Origin of the sequence: Rathayibacter sp. Leaf299 (assembly GCF_001423055.1) — a bacterium.
GTDB classification, from domain to species: domain Bacteria; phylum Actinomycetota; class Actinomycetes; order Actinomycetales; family Microbacteriaceae; genus Rathayibacter; species Rathayibacter caricis.
Genome location: NZ_LMNT01000005.1, coordinates 158,575 through 177,010, shown reverse-complemented (window position 1 = coordinate 177,010; position 18,436 = coordinate 158,575). Strand labels below are relative to the sequence as shown.

The window sequence follows — 18,436 nt, the reverse complement described above, 5'->3', positions numbered from 1 at the left end:
TGCAACTTCGTACGATGGACGGGTGACCACGAGCAGAGCACCCCGACGCGATGCGGCCGACAACCGCGCCGCGATCCTCCTCGCCGCGCGGACCCTCCTCCGCACCGACTCCGACGCCTCGCTCGAGGCGATCGCGAGCGAGGCCGGAGTGACGCGCCGCACCGTCTACGGCCACTTCTCCTCCCGCGAGGAGCTCCTCACCACCGTGTTCCGCGAGGGAGCCGCGCGGATCGCCGCGGTCCTCGCTCCGGTGCGGCACGAGGACCCGGCGTGCGAGCTCGCGCTGATCGGCTCGCGGATGTGGCGCGAGGTCGAGTCGATCCGCGTCCCCGCCCGCTCCGCCCTGCGCTCCCCCTTCGCCGAGCTCGTCGCCCAGACGCTCGAGCCCGTGCGCGCCCAGCTGCGCGAGACCGCCGCCCGCGGCATCGCCTCCGGCCGTTTCCGCCCCGATCTCGACGCCGGTCGCCTGGCGCGACTCGTCGAGGACGCGGCGATCGCGGTGCTCGACGAGGCCGCCGACTCCGATCTCGGCGAGGCGGAGGCCGAGCGCCTCGTCATGGTCGACGTCCTCGCGATCGCGGGCTTCGGCTGGACCGACGCCGACGCGCTCGCCGCCCGGGTCGCCGCCGAGGAGGCCCGCTCGTGAGGATCGAGCTGCAGGACGTCGCCAAGGGCGGAGCGCTCCCGGCCGTCTCGCTGACGTTCTCGAGCGGATCGGCGACCCTCGCCCTCACCGAGACGGAGCAGCGCCCCACGGTCCTCGGCCTCCTCGCGAGCGGGCGGATGCGCCCCGACAGCGGGCGCATCACCGTCGACGGAGCCGAGGACCCGAAGCGGATGCGCGCCGCGGTCGCCCTGGTCGACGCCCCGGCGGTCAGCGAGCCCGCCCCCGACGTGACCCTCGCCGGAATGGCTTCCGAGGAGCTCGTCTTCGCCGGACGCTCCTCGCACCCGCGCGCCGTCTCGCGCGCGCTCGAGGCGCTCGGCGTCGCCGACCTCGCGCGCCGACCGGTGTCCGAGCTCCCCGCGCTCGAGCGCGTCCGCGTGCTCGCCGAGCTCGCGCTGCTGCGCGAGGGGGTGGAGGCGCTCGTGATCGTCTCTCCCGACCGCCACGGCGGCGACCCCGCCGCGTGGTGGGCGCTCGCCAAGGAGCTCGCCGCGCGCGGGCCGGCCGTCCTCGTGATCGCGGGCACCGCCTCCGCTTCGGCCATCGCCGCGACGGATCTCCTCCGCACGCAGTTCGACCCCGCACCGCCCACCGCCCTCGCGACCCTCGAGGACGGCGTCGAGGAGGAGACCGCCGGCGCTCTCCACCGCGCCCTCGCCCCCTCGCACTTCCCCGGCACCACCCCCGACCCGATCGACGACACCCGCTCATGAGAATCCGCGTCCCCCAGATGATCCAGGCGGAGTTGCGCCGCCTCACCGCCACCCCGATGGCCCGCCTCGCGCTGATCGCGCTGATGCTCGTGCCGATCCTCTACGGCGGCCTGTACCTCTGGGCCAACCAGGACCCGTACGCGAAGCTGCCCGACGTCCCGGTGGCCCTGGTCGTCGACGACGCCGGCACGACCGCCGACGACGGCACCGCCACGAACACGGGCGACGAGGTCGCCGACCAGCTCCTCGAGGACCACGCGTTCGATTGGCACCGCGTCTCGTCGACCGAGGCCGCCTCCGGAGTCGACGACGGCACCTACGACTTCAGCGTCACCCTGCCTGCGGACTTCTCGGCCGCCCTCGCCTCGAGCGGCAGCGACGCGCCCTACCGCGCCAGCGTCGTCCTCACCACCAACGACGCCACGAGCTACCTCGCGAGCACGATCGGCGAGCAGGCCGCGAAGACGCTGCGCGCCTCCATCGTCGAGAAGGTCGACGAGGAGGCGGCCGCCCAGTTCCTCGTGGGCCTCGCGACGATCCGCGGCGACCTCTCGACGGCGGTCGACGGCGGCTCGCAGCTCGTCGACGGCGCGACGACCCTCTCGAGCGGAGCCGCCTCCGCGCAGGACGGCGCCGGCACCCTCGCCGACGGGGCCGCGCAGCTCTCCGACGGAGCGTCCTCGCTCGCCGACGGCACCGCGCAGGTGGCCGGCGGAGTGCAGCAGCTCGCCGACGGGAGCGGCACGCTCGACGCGGGCCTGCAGCAGCTGCGCGGCGCCACGGCCGATCTACCCGCGCAGACCGCGACCCTCGCCGAGGGCGCCGCGCAGGTCGCCGCGGGCGATTCCGCCCTCGCCGCGCAGGCCGACGCCGTGGGCGCCGCCTCCCAGCAGGTGGCCGACAGCGTCCCCGTGATCCGCGGCGACATCGAGGCGAGCCTGCAGGAGTCTGGACTGGATCCCGCGCGCATCGCGGAGGTGCTCGCGCTGCTGGATCCGCTCGGCGACGACACCCTGGCCGCGAACGCGCAGGCGCAGGGCCAGGTCGCGCTGATCGACCGGCTCGCCGGAGGAGCGACGCAGGTCGCGACCGGCGCGCAGGCCCTCGCCGACGCGACTCCGGCCCTCGCCGCGGGCATCGCGAGCGCGGCCGACGGCTCGTCGCAGCTGACGAGCGGAGCCGCCACCGCCGCCGACGGGGCGCAGTCCGCCGCCGACGGGGCCGCGACCGTCCGCGACGGCGCCTCCTCCCTCCTCGACGGCTCGACGGCCCTGCGCGACGGACTCGGCGACCTCACCACCGGGCTCGGCGACCTCACCACCGGCGCCACCACGCTCCGTGACGGCCTCGAGGACGGCGTCGTCGCGATCCCCGACCGCTCGGCCGAGCAGCAGGCGGCGCAGGCCTCCGCCATCGCCGACCCGGTGGCCGTGGACAGGAGCGAGGTCGCCTCGGCCGGCACGTACGGCGCCGGGCTGGCTCCGTTCTTCGCGAGCCTCGCCGGCTGGATCGGCATCTACGCCCTGTTCCTGATCGTGAAGCCGGTCTCGCGCCGCGCGATCACCGCGCTGCACTCGCCCCTCCGGATCACCCTCGCCGGCTGGCTGACCCCGGGCCTGCTCGGAGTGGTCCAGATGGCCGGGCTGTTCGCGATCATCTCGCTCGCCCTCGGCTTCGACGTCGCCTCGCCGCTCGGCGTCTACGGGGTGATGGCCCTCGCCTCGCTGACGTTCGCCGCGATGATCCTGGCCCTCAACGTCTGGCTGGGGAGCGTCGGACAGTTCCTCGGCCTGGTGCTGATGGTGGTGCAGCTCGTGACCGCGGGCGGCACATTCCCCTGGCAGACCCTCCCCGGGCCGCTCGCCGCGCTGCACCACGTGCTGCCGATGGGCTTCGCCACCGACGCCGTGCGGCAGCTGATGTACGGCGGCGACGGCAGCGCGGCGCTGCACGACTCCCTCGTGCTGCTCTGCTGGCTGGTCGGCGGTCTCGCCCTCGCGGCGATCGGAGTGGTCCGCATGACGCGGTTCCGCACCCTGCGCGACCTGCAGCCGTCCCTGATCGGGTGACGTCGAGACGGCTCAGACGCTGGCGCCGGAGATAGCATCGGGGGCATGGCAGCACATCGCGGCGAGGTCGAGGCCTGGCTCACCGACATGGACGGCGTGCTCGTGCACGAGAACAAGGCGCTCCCCGGCGCGCCCGAGCTGATCCAGGAGTGGACCGACGCGGGCACCCCCTTCCTGGTACTCACCAACAACTCGATCTTCACTCCGCGCGACCTGGCCGCGCGCCTGCGCGCCTCGGGGCTGCACGTGCCGGAGGAGCGCATCTGGACGAGCGCGCTCGCCACCGCCGACTTCTGCGCCTCGCAGATGCCCGGCGGCAGTGCGTTCGTGATCGGGGAGGCGGGCATCACGACCGCGCTCCACGAGGCCGGCTTCATCATGACCGAGACCTCCCCCGACTACGTCGTGGTGGGCGAGACCCGCAACTACAGCTTCGAGGCGATCACGAAGGCGATCCGCCTGATCATCGGCGGCGCCCGGTTCATCGTGACGAACCCGGATGCGACAGGGCCGAGCTCCGAGGGCGTCATGCCCGCGACGGGAGCGATCGCCGCGCTGATCACCAAGGCCACCGGCAAGGACCCCTACGTGGTCGGCAAGCCGAACCCGATGATGTTCCGCTCGGCGATGAACAAGATCGGCGCGCACAGCGAGAACACCGGCATGATCGGCGACCGGATGGACACCGACATCGTCGCCGGCATCGAGGCGGGCCTGCACACGGTGCTCGTGATGACCGGGATCAGCGACGCCGCCGAGATCGAGCGCTACCCGTTCCGCCCCGACGAGGTGCTCAGCGGCGTGCACGAGCTGCTGTCGGGCGAGCCCCTCGAGTCGGAGTTCCCGCCGGACGTCGTGGTCTGAGCCGCGGTTTTTCGCGCTCAGAAGCGAACGTGCTGCAGCACCCAGGCGTGCATCGCGACCGCCGCGGCCGCCGACGCGTTGATCGAGCGCGTCGAGCCGAACTGAGAGATCTCGAGCACGGCCTCGGAGGCGGCGATCGCCTCGTCCGACAGGCCCGGCCCCTCCTGACCGAAGAGCAGGACGCAGCGCTCGGGCAGCGCGAAGGTCTCGATCGGGACGCAGCCGGGCACGTTGTCGATCGCGATCAGCGGCAGTCCCTCCGCCCGCGCCCACTCGACGAGCTCGGCGACCGTCTCGTGGTGCTGCACGTGCTGGTAGCGGTCGGTCACCATCGCACCGCGCTTGTTCCAGCGGCGTCGACCCACGATGTGGACCCCGCGGGCTCCGAACGCGTTGGCGCTGCGCACGATCGAGCCGATGTTCATGTCGTGCTGCCAGTTCTCGACGGCCACGTGGAACGGGTGGCGGGAGCGGTCGAGCTCGGCGACGATCGCGTCCATCCGCCAGTAGCGGAAGCGGTCGATCACGTTGCGGGCGTCGCCGTGCGCGAGCAGCTCCGGATCCAGCCGCTCGTCCTCGGGAGGCTCGCCGATCCACGGGCCCACACCGTTGGTCGTCGCCTCGACGGAGGGCGCGGGGCCGGTCCCGGCTGGCCTCTCGTTCTCGTCCACGATCGGCAACCCTACAAGCAGGGGCGGCCGGTTCCCTCGGGCCCTCGACGCCGGGGATACTGACGCAGGGGCACGCCGAGAACGTCTCCCGCGAGGAGACGACCATGACCCGCTTCCACCCCGCTCTGCGCGCCGGAGTCGCGACGGCCGCGGTGCTGCTCGCCCTGGCCGGATGCGCCGAGCCGGCGACGCGAGCCCCCTCGACTCCCAGTGCCGCGGGGACGGCGGCTCCTGTGCCCGACGCCACGGATCCGAGCGCGACCCCGGGGGCCGCTGATCCGAGCGCGGCGCCGACGACCACCGCTCCGAGCGCCGGGGGGCCGACCGGAGGCGCGACCACCGGCCCGGGCGCGCAGGCCTCGCCTCCCGCGCTCAGCGACCTCGTGCTCACTCCGGACGGGCTGATCGCGCCCGCCGGATCCGCCTCGCTGATCGTCGGGCAGCCGATCCCCAGGGGTGCCGGCGCAGCGGCCCTCGCCGTGTTCGACGCGGACTTCTGCACCCCGGCCTGGACGGAGGCGGGCGTCGAGGTCGACGGAGCGCCCGGCCGCTGGGTGCCGAACTACCCCGACGAGACGCAGGCGGGAGTGCTGGGGCGGTTCCCGTTCGGACTCCTCGCCGACGAGGAGACCGCTCCGCTGCGGCTGATCCTCGTGAGCAGCCCGGCACTCCGGAGCGCGGGCGGTGCCGGCATCGGCTCCACGCGCGCCGAGCTCGAGGCGGCGCTCGGGGGCACGGCGCAGGTGACCGACACCGACGACCCGGCGGGCGTGGACCTGTACACCGTGCGCGGCGCGAACGCGAGCCTCACCTTCGAGGTGGGCAACGGCACCGACGTCGTCGAGCTCGCCCACGTCGGGCCTCTGCTCGACGTGCCCCTCAGGCTGTCGGGGACGGACGCCGGGCCGTACGGCTGCAGCCTGGTGTGACTCAGCCCGCGGGCGTGCCGGCGAGCGAGCCGACCAGCTCGCCGCCGCCTGCGCGGTCCACGAAGCAGAACGAGCGGCGCTCGCCCGCGTCCCACTGCTCCTGCGTGACCGGGAACGAGGCCGAGACCTGGACGTCGCCGTAGGTCTCGGCCGCCGCGACGTCCACGACTCCGGCGGCCTGGCAGAGCGAGGCGACCGAGAGCGCGAGCGCATCGGATCCGGGGAACACCGTCTCGGTCAGCGGCTCGGCAGCGACCAGCTGGCCGGCGTGCGGCGCGGCGCAGTCGACCACGGTGAACTCCTCGGCCCAGACGGAGTCGAACGGCTGCAGGCACTCCCCGCCGAGGAGGGCGCTCCACGCGTAGGTGCCGGCGGGCAGGGGTCCGACCGTCGGCAGCACCGCGGTGGGCTCCGGAGTCGCGCTCGCCTCCTCGCTCGGCGCCTGGGTCGCGACCGGCACCGCGGCCTCGGGACGGTTCGCCGACGCGACGGCGTAGCCGATGGCCGCGAGGACGGCGAGGATCACGACGACCCCGACCGCGATCAGGGCGATCAGGAGTCGGCGACGTCCCGCCGTCCGCCCGGGGGACGGCGGCGAGAGCGGGGCGATGCTGGGGGGCTCGGTGGCGATGCCGGCGGTGGTGGGGCCGCTCGGCGCCGGGGCGTCCGCGCGAGGGGTCCTCTGCCGTGCGGCGCGCGGGGTCTTCTCGCGCGGAGCCTTCTCGCGGGGAGCCTTCTCGCGGGCGGGCCTGGACCGGGGCGTCTTCTCGCCAGCGGCGTTCGCGTGCGCCGTCGCCGGCGTCGTGCTGAACGGAGCGTCGGCACCCTCGGCGGAGGCGGCGTCGCGCGACCCGGACGGATCGGCGGGATCACCGGAGTCCGTCGGCTCGAGGTTCCACGCGAACGCGGTGCCCCGCCAGAGCTCCTCGTCGCCCGCGTCGTCGTCGTCCGCATCGGCGGGCGGAGTGACGACGTCCTCCCAGACGGGAGGCGCGTCCCAGCCGCCGCGAGGGTCGGGCCACTGGTAGACGGTGCCGTTCGGCGCGGTGTCGCGCTGCGAGGGCGCGGTGGCCCCGGCGGGACGGTCGTCGCGCGGCTCCTCGGGCTGCTGGGCGTCGCGAGCGACGGGAGGTGCGCTGGGCGCGAGAGGCCGGGCGATGGGAGGCGCCGAGCGCGGGGTCGAGGCGCGCTCGGCAGGGTCGCGGCGCGCGGCGTCGAAGCGCGGCTGCGGGCGCACAGGGGGCGCGGTCTGCTCCGGCTCAGGAGCCGGTCCGCGGTCGACGACGGCCTCCGCCTCGGGATCCGCGGGGCGCTCGGGCTCCGGGGCCGGAGCGGGCGGGCGGTTGGCATCGGGCTCGTCGGCCGAGTCGGGCTCGCGGTTCGGGCGGGACGCCTCCTCGCGCTCCTCCGCAGCCCCTGAGGTCTGCAGCGGCGGCGTCGGTTCGAGGACCAGGGTCGGCTCCGGCGGAGCAGAGGCCTCGGCCGCAACGAGCGGCGGCACGTGCACGGTCGTCGCCTCGGACTCGTCACGGCCGGTCGCCCGGGAAGGACGCTCCGGCGCGGCTTCCTCGAGTGCGGACTCGTCAGGAGCACCGTCGGTCTGCTCCGACGCGTCCGACGACTCCTCCGGCGCCGACTCGGCCTCCTCGGGCTCGGACGGCGCGGCGGGTGCGGACTGCGGATCGACGGGCTTCCACTCGGACCCGGTCGGGGTCGCGCGCGGCGCGTCGAAGATGCTCTTCAGCCGTCCGCCGCTGAGCTGCTGCAGGAGCCACTCGCTGCCGCCGACCTGGCGCTCCGGCTCCTTCGGGCGGCCCTCGCCCTCGGAGTGGTCGCCGCGTCCGCGGTTGCCGTCGTCGACCATCAGCTCAGCCCGAGGTCGGCCAGCCCGATCGCGGCGAAGTACGGGTAGCCGGCGTCCTCGATGATCTCGCGCGCACCCGTCGCGCGATCGACGACGACGGCGACTCCGGCGATCTCGGCGCCGACCTTCAGCAGCGCCTCGATGGCCTTCAGCGGCGAGCCGCCGGTGGTGGAGGTGTCCTCGACGACGACGACGCGCTTGCCCTCGAGGTCGGGGCCCTCGACCTGCCGACCGCGGCCGTGGTCCTTCGGCTCCTTGCGCACGACGAACGCGTCGTAGGCGAGCCCGCGGGCGGCGCCCTGGTGCAGGATCGCCGACGCGATGGGATCGGCGCCCATGGTCAGTCCGCCGACGGCGTCGACGCGCTCGATCGGCGCGATGAGGTCGAGCATGACCTGCCCGATCAGCGGGGCGACCCGGTGGTCGAGGCTGACCCGGCGGAGATCGACGTAGTAGCTCGCCTTCTTACCGCTCGTCAGGGTGAAGTCCCCGTGGAAGACGGCGTCGGAGCCGATGTACTCGATGAGCTGCTGGCGTGCGTCGTTCACAGGGCCACTCTACGGGGCGGTCTCGACGCCTCCGGGGAGGCCCGCGGGCGAGGCCGCCCCCGTCTGCTCGTCGCTCCCTCCGCGGAACTGGGTCATGTAGAGCTCGTAGTAGGCGCCGCGGCGGCGCAGGAGCTCGTCGTGAGCACCCTGCTCGACGATGCGCCCCGCCTCCATCACGAGGATCGTGTCGGCGTCGCGAATGGTCGACAGCCGGTGCGCGATGACGAACGACGTGCGGTCGGTGCGCAGCGCCGCCATCGCGTGCTGCACCAGCAGCTCGGTGCGGGTGTCGACCGACGAGGTCGCCTCGTCGAGGATGAGGAGCGACGGGTTCGCGAGGAACGCGCGCGCGATCGTGATCAGCTGGCGCTCTCCGGCCGAGACGCTGCCGCCGTCGGCGTCGAGCACCGTGTCGTAGCCGTCGGGCAGCTGCTGCACGAAGCGGTCGACCATCGTCGCGCGGGCCGCGTCGGCGATCTCGTCATCGGTGGCGTCGAGCCGGCCGTAGCGGATGTTCTCGCGGATGGTGCCCTCGAAGAGCCACGCGTCCTGGAGGACCATGCCGACGCGTGAGCGCAGGTCGCCGCGGGCGAGGCGGGTGATGTCGACGCCGTCGAGCAGGATCCGCCCGCCGGTGAGCTCGTAGAAGCGCATCACGAGGTTCACGAGGGTGGTCTTGCCCGCGCCGGTCGGACCGACGATGGCGACGGTCTGCCCGGGCTGGGCCGAGAACGAGAGCCCCTCGATCAGCGGCTGCTCCGGGTCGTACGAGAACGAGACGTCCTGGAACTCGACGTGGCCGTCGGTGCGCTCGGGGAGCGAATCGGTGACGGTCTCGGCGTCCTGCTCGTCGGCGTCGAGCAGCTCGAAGGTGCGCTCGGCCGAGGCGACGCCCGACTGCAGCATGTTGGCCATGCTCGCCAGCTGGGTCACCGGCTGGGTGAACTCGCGCGAGTACTGGATGAACGCGGTCGCGTCTCCGAGGGTCAGCTGCCCCGACGCCACCCGGAGCCCGCCGACGACCGCGATGAGGACGTAGGACAGGTAGGACACGAAGGTCATCGCGGGCATGATCATGCCCGACACGAACTGAGCGCCGAACGAGGCCGTGTAGAGGTCGTCGTTGCGCCGGTCGAACTCCTCGAGCATCTCGCGGTCGCGGCCGAAGGCGCGGACGATCTCGAGGCCCGAGAACGACTCCTCGATGTGGCCGTTCAGTGCGCCGGTGTTCTTCCACTGCGCGGCGAACAGCTTCTGCGAGCGCGCGCCGATGACTCCCGCGATGACGCCGGACAGCGGGAGCGAGATCAGGGCGATCAGCGCGAGCTGCCACGAGACGATGAACATCATCGCCGCGATGCCGATGATCGTCAGCACCGACTGCACGAGCTGCGAGAAGGCCTGCTGGAGCGCCGTCTGGATGTTGTCGACGTCGTTCGTGACGCGCGACATGACGTCGCCGCGCTGACGGGTGTCGAAGTAGCGCAGCGGGAGGCGGTTGAGCTTGGCCTCGATGTCCTGCCGCAGTCCGTAGACCACGCGCATCACGAGGCCGTTGAGGAGGAACCCCTGGGCCCACATCAGCACCGAGGCGACCACGTACATCAGCAGCACGATGATGATGAGCCGGCCGAGCACGACGAAGTCGATGCCCTCGCCGGGAACGATGTCGGTCTTGGAGAGCATGTCGGCGAACGTGCCGTTGCCCGAGGCGCGCTGCTGCTCGATGATCTGCTCGAGCGGGACTCCAGCGGGGAGCTGCGACCCGATCACGCCGTTGAAGATCGTGTCCATCGCCTGGCCGAGGATCTTGGGCGCGATCACGGTGAGGACGACCGACGCCGAGACCAGCGCGACGACCACGATCATCCGGGCCTTCTCGGGGCCGAGCAGGCTGAAGAGCCGCTTCGCGGAGGGCCAGAAGTGCTGGGCCTTGCGGGCGGGCGGTCCGTCGCCGAACATGCCGCCGTCGGCCTCGCCGGGCTCGTACTCGGGTGCGAGCGACTCCGGCTCGGCCGGCTGCTCCTCCACTGCGTCGCGGACGCGCGCCATCTCAGGCCACCCCTTCGGTGCTCAGCTGCGATTCGACGATCTCGCGGTAGGTCGCGTTCGTCTCGAAGAGGTCGTCGTGGGTGCCGCGGCCGACCACGCGACCGGCGTCGAGCACGACGATCTGGTCGGCGTGCCGGATGGTCGACACGCGCTGCGCGACGATGATCACGGTCGCGTCGGTGGTCGCCGCGGCGAGGGACTCGCGCAGTCGCGCATCGGTCGCGACGTCGAGCGCCGAGAACGAGTCGTCGAAGAGGTAGACGCGGGGCCGGGCGACGAGAGCCCGCGCGATGCAGAGCCGCTGCCGCTGACCGCCCGAGACGTTCGTGCCGCCCTGCGAGACCGGCTCGTCGAGACCGTGCTCCTTGCTGCGGACGAAGTCCTCGCCCTGGGCGATGCGCAGGGCCTCCCAGAGCTCGGCGTCGGTGGCCTCGGGCCGCCCGAAGCGGAGGTTCGAGGCGATCGTGCCCGAGAATAGGTAGGGGCGCTGGGGCACGAGGCCGATGACCCGGGCGAGCTGGGCGCGGTCGAGGGAGGAGACCGGCACTCCGTCGATCGTGACCGACCCCTCCTGCGGGTCGAACAGGCGCGGCACGAGGCCCAGCAGCGTGGTCTTGCCGGCACCGGTCGAGCCGACGATGGCGGTCGTGCGACCCGGCTCCGCGACGAGATCGACGCCCGACAGCACCGGCCGCTCGGCACCGGGGTAGCCGAAGACGACCCCGTCGAACTCGACCCGGCCGGAGGTGGGCGCGTCGGCGCCGCCCTCGGGCGTGGTCAGGCTGGTGCGCGTGGTCAGCACCTCGTCGATCCGCTCGGCGCAGACCACCGCACGCGGGATCATCATGACCATGAAGACGCCCATCATCACCGCGGTGAGGATCTGCAGGAGGTACTGCAGGAACGCGGTCAGCGAGCCGATCTGCATCTGACCCGCGTCGACGCGCTGCCCGCCGAACCAGAGCACGGCGGCGGTGGCCAGGTGCAGGATCATCATGATCGCCGGGAACATCAGCACGAAGATGTTGCCGACCTTGATCGACACCTCGGTGATCGCGGCGTTCGCGCGGCGGTAGCGCTCGGACTCGAACGGCTCCCGCACGAAGGCGCGCACGACGCGGATGCCCGTGATCTGCTCGCGCAGCACCCCGTTGATGCCGTCGATGCGGTCCTGCATGAGGCGGAACAGCGGCAGCAGGAGGAAGACCAGCACGCCGACGACGACGAACAGCACCGGCACCGAGACCCAGACCAGCCACGAGAGGCCGACGTCCTCGCGCAGCGCGAAGACGATGCCTCCGATGCACATGATCGGGGTCGAGACCATGAAGTTGAGGGTCATCAGCACGAGCATCTGCACCTGCTGCACGTCGTTCGTGCCGCGGGTGATGAGGGTGGCCGTGCCGAATCGGCCGACCTCGAGCCCGCTGAGGGAGTCGACGCGGCGGTACACGTCGCGGCGCAGGTCGCGCCCGACCGCCATGGCGGTGCGAGCGCCGAAGTAGACGCCCCCGATCGCGGTGACGACCTGGACGAGGCAGACGCCCAGCATGGTCACGCCGGTCGACCAGATGAAGTCGGTGTCGCCGGTGCCGATGCCCTGGTCGATGATCTCCGCGTTGAGGCTCGGCAGGTACAGCGCCGCGAGCGTCGAGATCAGCTGCAGCACGACGACCGCCGCGATCCAGCGGGAGTAGGGCTTCGCGTAGGACGACGCGAGTCGGAGCAGGATCACGGGGTTCCTCGAGACGGGGTGGGGAGTGCGGGGAGGGGCGACGGGCCGATCCGGAGGGACGGCTGTCGTGATCGGAGGATCCCGTGCAGACGGCGACCGGGCGGATCGGGTGACGGCGGAGGGCGACGGAAGGAGGAGCGGCGACCGCGGGCGGCGGCGCCGAGGACGACGCGGGTGGCGCCGATCGGGACGGCGCACAGACAACCATCGACCACCGACACCGGTTGCGCAATCCGTCGGGCGGATGACCGACGGGCGGGCCGCGTCCGCTCGCCCACCACCGCCCGCACCGTCCTGTCGGCGGCGGCTCCTACACTTCGAGGATGCGCATCGCCACGTGGAACGTGAACTCCATCCGGGCCCGCACGGGCCGCGTCGTCGACTGGCTGGTCCGCGAGGACGTCGACGTGCTCGCCATGCAGGAGCTGAAGTGCAAGCCCGAGCAGTTCCCGCACGAGGCCTTCGCCGAGGCGGGATACCACGTCGAGATGGCGGGGATCAGCCAGTGGAACGGCGTGGGCATCGCCTCCCGCCTCCCGATGGAGGACGTGCAGGTCGGCTTCCCCGGCATGCCCGGCTTCGCCAAGGCCCCCGCCGAGGACGGCTCGCTCCCCCTGGAGGCCCGCGCGATCGGCGCCACCGTCGACGGCGTCCGCGTCTGGAGCCTCTACGTGCCCAACGGCCGCGCCGTCGGCGACCCGCACTACTTCTACAAGCTCGCGTGGCTCGCCGCCCTCGAGGCGAGCACCCGCGAGTGGCTGACCGCACAGCCCGATCTGCCGCTCGCGCTCGTGGGCGACTGGAACGTCGCTCCGCTCGACAGCGACGTGGGCGACCCGTCGCTGGGCCCCGGGTCCACGCACGTCTCGATCCCCGAGCGAGAGGCGTTCGCCGCGTTCGAGGCGGCCGGACTGAGCGACGTCGTGCGCCCGCTCGTGCCCGAGGGGTACACCTACTGGGACTACAAGCAGCTGCGCTTCCCGCGCAACGAGGGCCTCCGGATCGACTTCGTCCTCGGCTCGCACGCGTTCGGCGAGCTGGTCACGGCCGCGTCGATCCACCGCGACGAGCGCAAGGGCGACGCACCGAGCGACCACGTCCCCGTGGTGGTCGACCTCGATCTCGAGACGACCCTCGACGACGACCGGCCCATGATCTTCTGACGATGGCCTCCTCGAAGAAGAAGCGGGCGCGCGCGGCCGCGGACGGCTCCTCCTCCGCCCGGCCCGCGGCACCGGCCGCCCGCCCCGGCCCCGCCGGTCGCGCGCACGATGAGCTGCGGACCGACGCCTACCGCACCGTCCGCGAGGTGCTCGAGGCGGGGCGCCCGCGCCGCCGGCGCTGGGACCTCGTGCTCTCGATCCTCGGCTGCCTGGGGCTCGGACTCGTGGCGGTCGTGCTCGGCTACCTCGCCGCCGTCCTCTCGGTGTTCCCCGCGCAGTGCGAGGGGCGGAACATCGCGTGCGACTTCGACCGGATCGACTGGGGCGTCTCGATCGCCCTGCTCGGCCCGCCGGTGCTGACGCTGATCGCGGTGGCCGTGACGGTCGTGCGCTACCTGGTGGGTCGCCGGGCGTTCTGGGTGCCACTGGTCGGCTTCGCGCTGTGCGTCGGCACGGCGTTCCTGGCGTCCTGGCTGGTCACGAGTGCGATCCCGGGGTCTGCTCTGGCCTGAGCGGGCGGGTCGGGCCGGACCTCGGGGAACGTGGGTCTCGAGACGCCCCTCCGGGGCTACTCGACCAGCAGGCAGCGGGAACGTGGGTCTCGATACGCCCCTCCGGGGCTACTCGACCAGCAGAGAAGGCGGCATCCTCTTCAGGCAGGCGAGCGGGCGGCCGACGGGTCAGCCGGCGCAGCTGGGGTCGGGGACGAGGGTGACGTCGGTCGCGTTGATCATCGGGGTGACGCGCACGGCCTGCTCACCGAAGCCGGAGGCGGCGCCCGCCGTGAACGTGATCGTGGCGGTGGCGGACTCGCCGGGCGACAGCTGCACGGCGACCTTCGAGACCGGTCGACCGAGGTCGTCGCTCGTCTGCACGACGTCGCCGAGCTCGGAGCCCCAGCTCGCTCCCGACACGGTCGTGCCGGGAGGGCCGTAGACGTAGACGTTCGTGACGAAGTCGCCGCGCGGGAACCTGCCGTCGCCTCCGTTCGCCGCCACGTAGGACGGAAGGGTGCGCGCCACCTGGCGGGAGATCGTGTTGGTCAGCGTCACCTGGGTGGTGAACGTCGCACCGGAGGCGGCGCAGCGGTTCGCGCTCGACTGCGTCACCGCGGTGTCGAGGTAGTAGTCCATCTTCGAGCCGATGGAGGCGTCCTGGAAGAAGACGCCCGTCGTGGTCGTGGCGTCGTTGACGGTGGGGAGGATGCCCGCGATCGGGGTCGGGGCGAGGAGCGCCTGCTCGTCGGGATCCGTGCTGTAGGCCAGGATCCGGCTCTCCTCGACCGACTTGACGATCGCCGGGAGCATGCGGGTCGGCTCCATGTCCCCGCTGAGGATCTTGCCGAGCACCGTCGCGCTCGCCTCCGAGAAGAACGCGTCGGTCCGATCGCCGACCGTCGAGGCGGGGTAGCGGAAGTAGACCTCGTTCAGCAGCGTCGACACGGTGTTCTCGCTCGTCAGGACGGTGCCGTCGGTCAAGGCCACCGGACCGGTGGAGTCGAGCAGGTACGACAGTGCGACGGGATCGATCGCGAGCACGCCGTCGATCTTCTGGTCGGGGAACTTCTGCGCCCAGAACTGCGTCGCGATGGAGGAGGCGGTGGGGAAGTCGGGGCGGCTGGTCGAGACGTTGAAGGTCGTGGCCAGGTTGCCGCCGAACGTGTTCAGCGCGCTCTGATCGACGTCCACCGACTCGAGCCCGCGGAAGTCCTGGCTCGACTGCTGCTCGGTGATCGAGATGGCACCGGCGTCGGCCTGGAGCAGCATGACCGAGGAGGCGCCGCCTCCCAGCGCCTGCGCCTCGGCGAGGTTCTGGAACATGACGAGGTAGTTGCGCGGACCGCTCGCACCGAGCGCGTCGGGGAGGATCGCGGTGATCGGCTGGACCTGGTCCATCGCCTCGGTCGCGGTCTCGAGCTGGGGGGCGAAGGCGTCGAGCGCCTCGGCGACCTGCGGCACGAGCGCGCCGCGGTCGATCCCGGCCACCCGCTCGCTCGACTCGTCGACGACCTGCTTCGCGACGTCGATCCTGGCCGAGAGCTCGGTGATCGCGGCGAGGTCGACCCGGCCGTCGACGGGCTTGAGGACGTCGAGCGAGGTTCCCGAGAGCGGAGTGACGATCTTCGCCGACACGTCGTCGGCGATCTCGGTCGCCGCGCGCACGGCCGAGAGGTTCGGACCGAGGATCGGGACGACCTCCATGACACGCCACACCGGGTCGTCGGTCTCGTCGCGCGCCTCGCCGGTGAGGGTCGCGATCTGCCCGGAGGTGGCCTGCGCACCGGCCGTGTCGAAGCCGGTGAGCTGGTCGGCGGCCTGCGAGACGAGCGGGATCGCCGACGTGAGCTTGTCGCGCACCGTCATCGCCTTGTCGTACGTCCGGACGGCCAGCAGGACCGCGACGATCACGCCGATCACGAGCACCAGGAGGATGCTCAGCGTGATCCACAGTCCGCGGCGACGGCGGCGCGGGGCGCCGGAGGCGCCGCGAGGAGAGGTCGTCGTGGTGGTCATTCGGAAGAGCCTAAGCGACCCTCGGCGCGGGAGTCGTCGCGCGACTGCCCCCCATCCGTCCTGCGACACGGCTGCGGCCGACCGTGATCGCCCGGGACGCGGCCCGGGCGGCGTCAGCCCAGGAGGAGGGACACGGCGATGAGCACCGGCACCGCCGTCACCGTGCTCACGAGCGCCGTGTCGCGGGCGACGGCCACTCCGCGGTCGTAGCGCGAGGCGAAGTTGAAGATGTTCTGCGCGGTCGGCAGGGCGGCCGTGACGGTCACCGCGAACAGGTGCTCGGCGTCCAGCTGGAACACGAAGCGGCCGAGCGTCCACGCGACCGCGGGCATGACGAGCGACTTCAGCGTCGACGCGACGACGACCTCGATCCGCGCGGGGCCCGCCTCCAGCGGCCGCTGCCCGCGCAGCGACATGCCGAAGGCCATCAGCACGAGCGGGATGGAGGCGTTGCCGATGATCGAGAACGGCTCCAGCACCGGCGCCGGCACCTCCAGCCCCGTGACGGCCACGAGCAGCCCGAGCGCCGAGGCGATGATCATGGGGTTCCGGAGTGGCTGCGTCAGGATCGCGCCGACCGATGTGCGCCCGCTCGTGGAGATGTCGAGCACCGTCAGGATCGTCGGCGCGAGCAGGAGCAGCTGCAGCAGGAGGGTCGGGGCCACCCACTGCGGGTCGCCGAGCACGTAGATCGCCACGGGCAGCCCGATGTTGTTCGCGTTGACGTAGGCGGAGGAGGCGGTGCCGATCACGGTCTCGGGTAGCGGGCGGCGGAAGACCAGCCGCGACGCGAGCACGTAGACCGCGGCGACGATCAGGACCGTGCTCAGCGACACCAGGAGGAACGACGAGAAGAGCACCGTCACATCGGCCCGCGAGAGCACCGTGAACAGCAGTGCCGGAGTCGTCACGAAGAAGGCGATGCGCGAGAGGACCGCTCGTCCCTCCGGAGGCACGAGCCCGAAGCGGGCGATGAGGTAGCCGACGGCGATCACCACGCCGATGATCGCGAAACCGGTGAGCACGCCCTCCGTGGTGTCCTCCGTCGCTCGGGCGAGCGCAGTGCTCGCGGGGATCGCCTCTCAGCCTAGGGTCCGGCGCCGTTGCGTCCGGAGGGGGCCCGGCCTACCGTGTCGGCATGCCGCATCTCGACGTCCCCGGCGCGAGCCTCCACTGGGAGGCGGACGGCCACGCCTCCTCCCCCGCCCTGCTGCTGGTGCACGCCGGCATCGCGGACCTCCGGATGTGGGACCCGGTGGTTCCGGAGCTCGCCCGCGACCACCTCGTCGTGCGCCTGGACTCCCGCGGCTTCGGCGGCACGACCACCGGCGACGTCGACTTCGACGAGCGCGCCGACCTGCTCGCCGTGCTGGATCACCTCGGGGTCGAGCGGGCCGTCGTCATCGGCTGCTCGCGCGGCGGCTCCGCGGCGCTCGACCTCGCGATCGCGCACCCCGACCGGGTGAGCGGACTCGTCGCGATCTGCCCGGGCGTCGGCGGGTTCCCATATCCGGAGCTGACGGAGGAGGAGGACGCCCTCTTCGACGAGATCGACGCCCTGCTCACCACCGGCGATCACGCGCAGGTCGCGCGGAAGGAGGCGGAGCTGTGGGCCTTCGGGCCGGGCCGCTCCCCGGACGGGCTCGACCCCTCCTTCGTCCGGACCGTGCGCTCGCTCGCCGAGGGGCGTGCGGGCCACGAGCACGAGAAGCCGCGGCCGATCCCGCTCGAGCCGCCCGCGTACGACCGGGTCGTGGACCTGGACGTGCCGGCGCTCCTGCTCGTGGGTGCGCACGACGTGTCGGAGTCGTTCCCCGTGTTCGAGTACCTCGTCTCGACGATCGCCGGTGCCGAGGGGCACGTGTTCGAGTCGGCTGCTCATCTGCCGAGCGTCGAGCGGCCCGAGGAGTTCCTCGCGGTCCTTCGGCCGTGGCTCGCGAGGCACGGGATCTGACGTCGCTCGCGGGGTCGCTCCGGCGCACGGGCACCCCGATCCAGGGGATGCCCGCGCAATCAGTGGCGCCCTAGGCGACCGCCGCCAGGTCGAAGGCCCAGTCCGCGTAGAGGCTCGGGGGCTCGCCCTTCTCGACGACGTCGACGCGGTCGAAGCCGACCTCGACGCACGTCGCGCTGTCCTCGGCGTCGTCCGTGCGCACGTAGGCGTGCACGAAGCGGGGCAGCGGGAACGCCGCGGCCTCCTCGAGCAGCAGCCGGACCGAGCGCGCGGCGACGCCGCGTCCTCTCGCCTCGGGGGCGAGATCCCAGGCCGTCTCGTACGCGACGATGCCGCGCGAGTGGCCGTACCAATAGCCGATGGAGCCGACGCAGTCGCCGTCGAGCTCGATCACATAGAAGAAGGCGGTGCCCTCGGCCCAACCGCGCAGGTAGCGGTCGTGCAGGGTGCCGTCGTCCTCGTGTCCGGTGTCCGACTCCGCGCGGGTGACGCTGAGTGCGGCGACGTCCGCCTGCGGCCAGGGCAGGAGGCGGATGTTCTCGGACTGCTGATCGATGCTGACTGTTCTGTGGTCGCTTCCGGGTTCGGGTCCCGTCACGCGCTCCGATCCTCTCTCTCAGGATGGCCCGTCGGTCGCGCCCCTCCGCCAGGTGTTTGGAGTGGCCGATCGATCGGATGGCCGCACTCGGGATGC

General features: G+C 72.5%; 16 protein-coding genes. 8 read left to right on the top strand and 8 right to left on the bottom strand.

What is annotated here, in order from left to right; genetic code table 11:
- Positions 1–22: 22 nt before the first annotated feature.
- From ASF48_RS16795 to ASF48_RS16780, 4 genes are read left to right on the top strand one after another with little or no spacing between them, the layout of a single operon-like run.
- Complete coding sequence (locus tag ASF48_RS16795) at positions 23–646, top strand: TetR/AcrR family transcriptional regulator (RefSeq protein WP_055794184.1); 624 nt, start codon at positions 23–25, stop codon at positions 644–646.
- A complete protein-coding gene (locus tag ASF48_RS16790) occupies positions 643–1,380 on the top strand; it encodes a hypothetical protein (RefSeq protein WP_200931039.1) in 738 nt (245 codons plus the stop codon). The genes ASF48_RS16795 and ASF48_RS16790 overlap by 4 nt, the downstream gene beginning before the upstream one ends.
- A gap of 2 nt (positions 1,381–1,382) precedes the next feature.
- Entirely contained in the window at positions 1,383–3,449 is a 2,067-nt protein-coding gene (locus ASF48_RS16785; RefSeq protein WP_055794340.1) for a YhgE/Pip domain-containing protein, read from the top strand.
- A gap of 45 nt (positions 3,450–3,494) precedes the next feature.
- Entirely contained in the window at positions 3,495–4,313 is an 819-nt protein-coding gene (locus ASF48_RS16780) for an HAD-IIA family hydrolase (RefSeq protein WP_055794182.1), read from the top strand.
- 17 nt (positions 4,314–4,330) lie between these two features.
- On the opposite strand, the gene ASF48_RS16775 is transcribed toward ASF48_RS16780, so the two are convergent.
- Complete coding sequence (locus ASF48_RS16775) at positions 4,331–4,984, bottom strand: TrmH family RNA methyltransferase (RefSeq protein ID WP_055794338.1); 654 nt, start codon at positions 4,982–4,984, stop codon at positions 4,331–4,333.
- Between the two features lie 104 nt (positions 4,985–5,088).
- On the opposite strand from ASF48_RS16775, the gene ASF48_RS16770 reads away from it, so the two are divergent.
- A complete protein-coding gene (locus ASF48_RS16770; protein ID WP_055794180.1) occupies positions 5,089–5,913 on the top strand; it encodes a hypothetical protein in 825 nt (274 codons plus the stop codon).
- 1 nt (position 5,914) lies between these two features.
- Here ASF48_RS16770 and ASF48_RS16765 read toward each other — a convergent pair whose 3' ends face one another.
- From ASF48_RS16765 to ASF48_RS16750, 4 genes are read right to left on the bottom strand one after another with little or no spacing between them, the layout of a single operon-like run.
- Positions 5,915–7,777, bottom strand: a complete 1,863-nt coding sequence (locus ASF48_RS16765; protein ID WP_055794177.1) for a hypothetical protein — start codon at positions 7,775–7,777, stop codon at positions 5,915–5,917.
- Positions 7,777–8,325, bottom strand: coding sequence for an orotate phosphoribosyltransferase (gene pyrE, locus ASF48_RS16760; RefSeq protein WP_055794176.1), 549 nt, complete (start codon positions 8,323–8,325; stop codon positions 7,777–7,779). Before pyrE ends, ASF48_RS16765 begins: the two co-directional genes overlap by 1 nt.
- A gap of 9 nt (positions 8,326–8,334) precedes the next feature.
- On the bottom strand, positions 8,335–10,377 hold the full coding sequence (locus ASF48_RS16755) for an ABC transporter ATP-binding protein (protein WP_055794174.1): 2,043 nt from the start codon (positions 10,375–10,377) through the stop codon (positions 8,335–8,337).
- A gap of 1 nt (position 10,378) precedes the next feature.
- The gene (locus ASF48_RS16750; RefSeq protein WP_055794173.1) at positions 10,379–12,112 is read right to left on the bottom strand and encodes an ABC transporter ATP-binding protein; all 1,734 of its coding nucleotides are present in this window, start codon (positions 12,110–12,112) and stop codon (positions 10,379–10,381) included.
- Between the two features lie 323 nt (positions 12,113–12,435).
- On the opposite strand from ASF48_RS16750, the gene ASF48_RS16745 reads away from it, so the two are divergent.
- Together ASF48_RS16745 and ASF48_RS16740 are read left to right on the top strand one after the other, a co-directional pair.
- On the top strand, positions 12,436–13,275 hold the full coding sequence (locus ASF48_RS16745; RefSeq protein ID WP_055794171.1) for an exodeoxyribonuclease III: 840 nt from the start codon (positions 12,436–12,438) through the stop codon (positions 13,273–13,275).
- Positions 13,276–13,277: 2 nt separating this feature from the next.
- Positions 13,278–13,787, top strand: coding sequence for a DUF6264 family protein (locus ASF48_RS16740; RefSeq protein WP_055794169.1), 510 nt, complete (start codon positions 13,278–13,280; stop codon positions 13,785–13,787).
- A 168-nt stretch (positions 13,788–13,955) separates the two neighbouring features.
- On the opposite strand, the gene ASF48_RS16735 is transcribed toward ASF48_RS16740, so the two are convergent.
- Both ASF48_RS16735 and ASF48_RS16730 read right to left on the bottom strand, forming a co-directional pair.
- Positions 13,956–15,788, bottom strand: coding sequence for a DUF4012 domain-containing protein (locus ASF48_RS16735; protein WP_055794167.1), 1,833 nt, complete (start codon positions 15,786–15,788; stop codon positions 13,956–13,958).
- A 113-nt stretch (positions 15,789–15,901) separates the two neighbouring features.
- A complete protein-coding gene (locus tag ASF48_RS16730; protein ID WP_235577277.1) occupies positions 15,902–16,813 on the bottom strand; it encodes an AEC family transporter in 912 nt (303 codons plus the stop codon).
- A gap of 113 nt (positions 16,814–16,926) precedes the next feature.
- Between ASF48_RS16730 and ASF48_RS16725 the strand changes: the two genes are divergently transcribed.
- Positions 16,927–17,742 (top strand): alpha/beta fold hydrolase, encoded by an 816-nt coding sequence (locus ASF48_RS16725; RefSeq protein ID WP_055794162.1) that lies wholly within the window; start codon positions 16,927–16,929, stop codon positions 17,740–17,742.
- Positions 17,743–17,812: 70 nt separating this feature from the next.
- On the opposite strand, the gene ASF48_RS16720 is transcribed toward ASF48_RS16725, so the two are convergent.
- Positions 17,813–18,340 (bottom strand): GNAT family N-acetyltransferase, encoded by a 528-nt coding sequence (locus ASF48_RS16720; RefSeq protein ID WP_055794161.1) that lies wholly within the window; start codon positions 18,338–18,340, stop codon positions 17,813–17,815.
- Between the last annotated feature and the right edge of the window lie 96 nt (positions 18,341–18,436).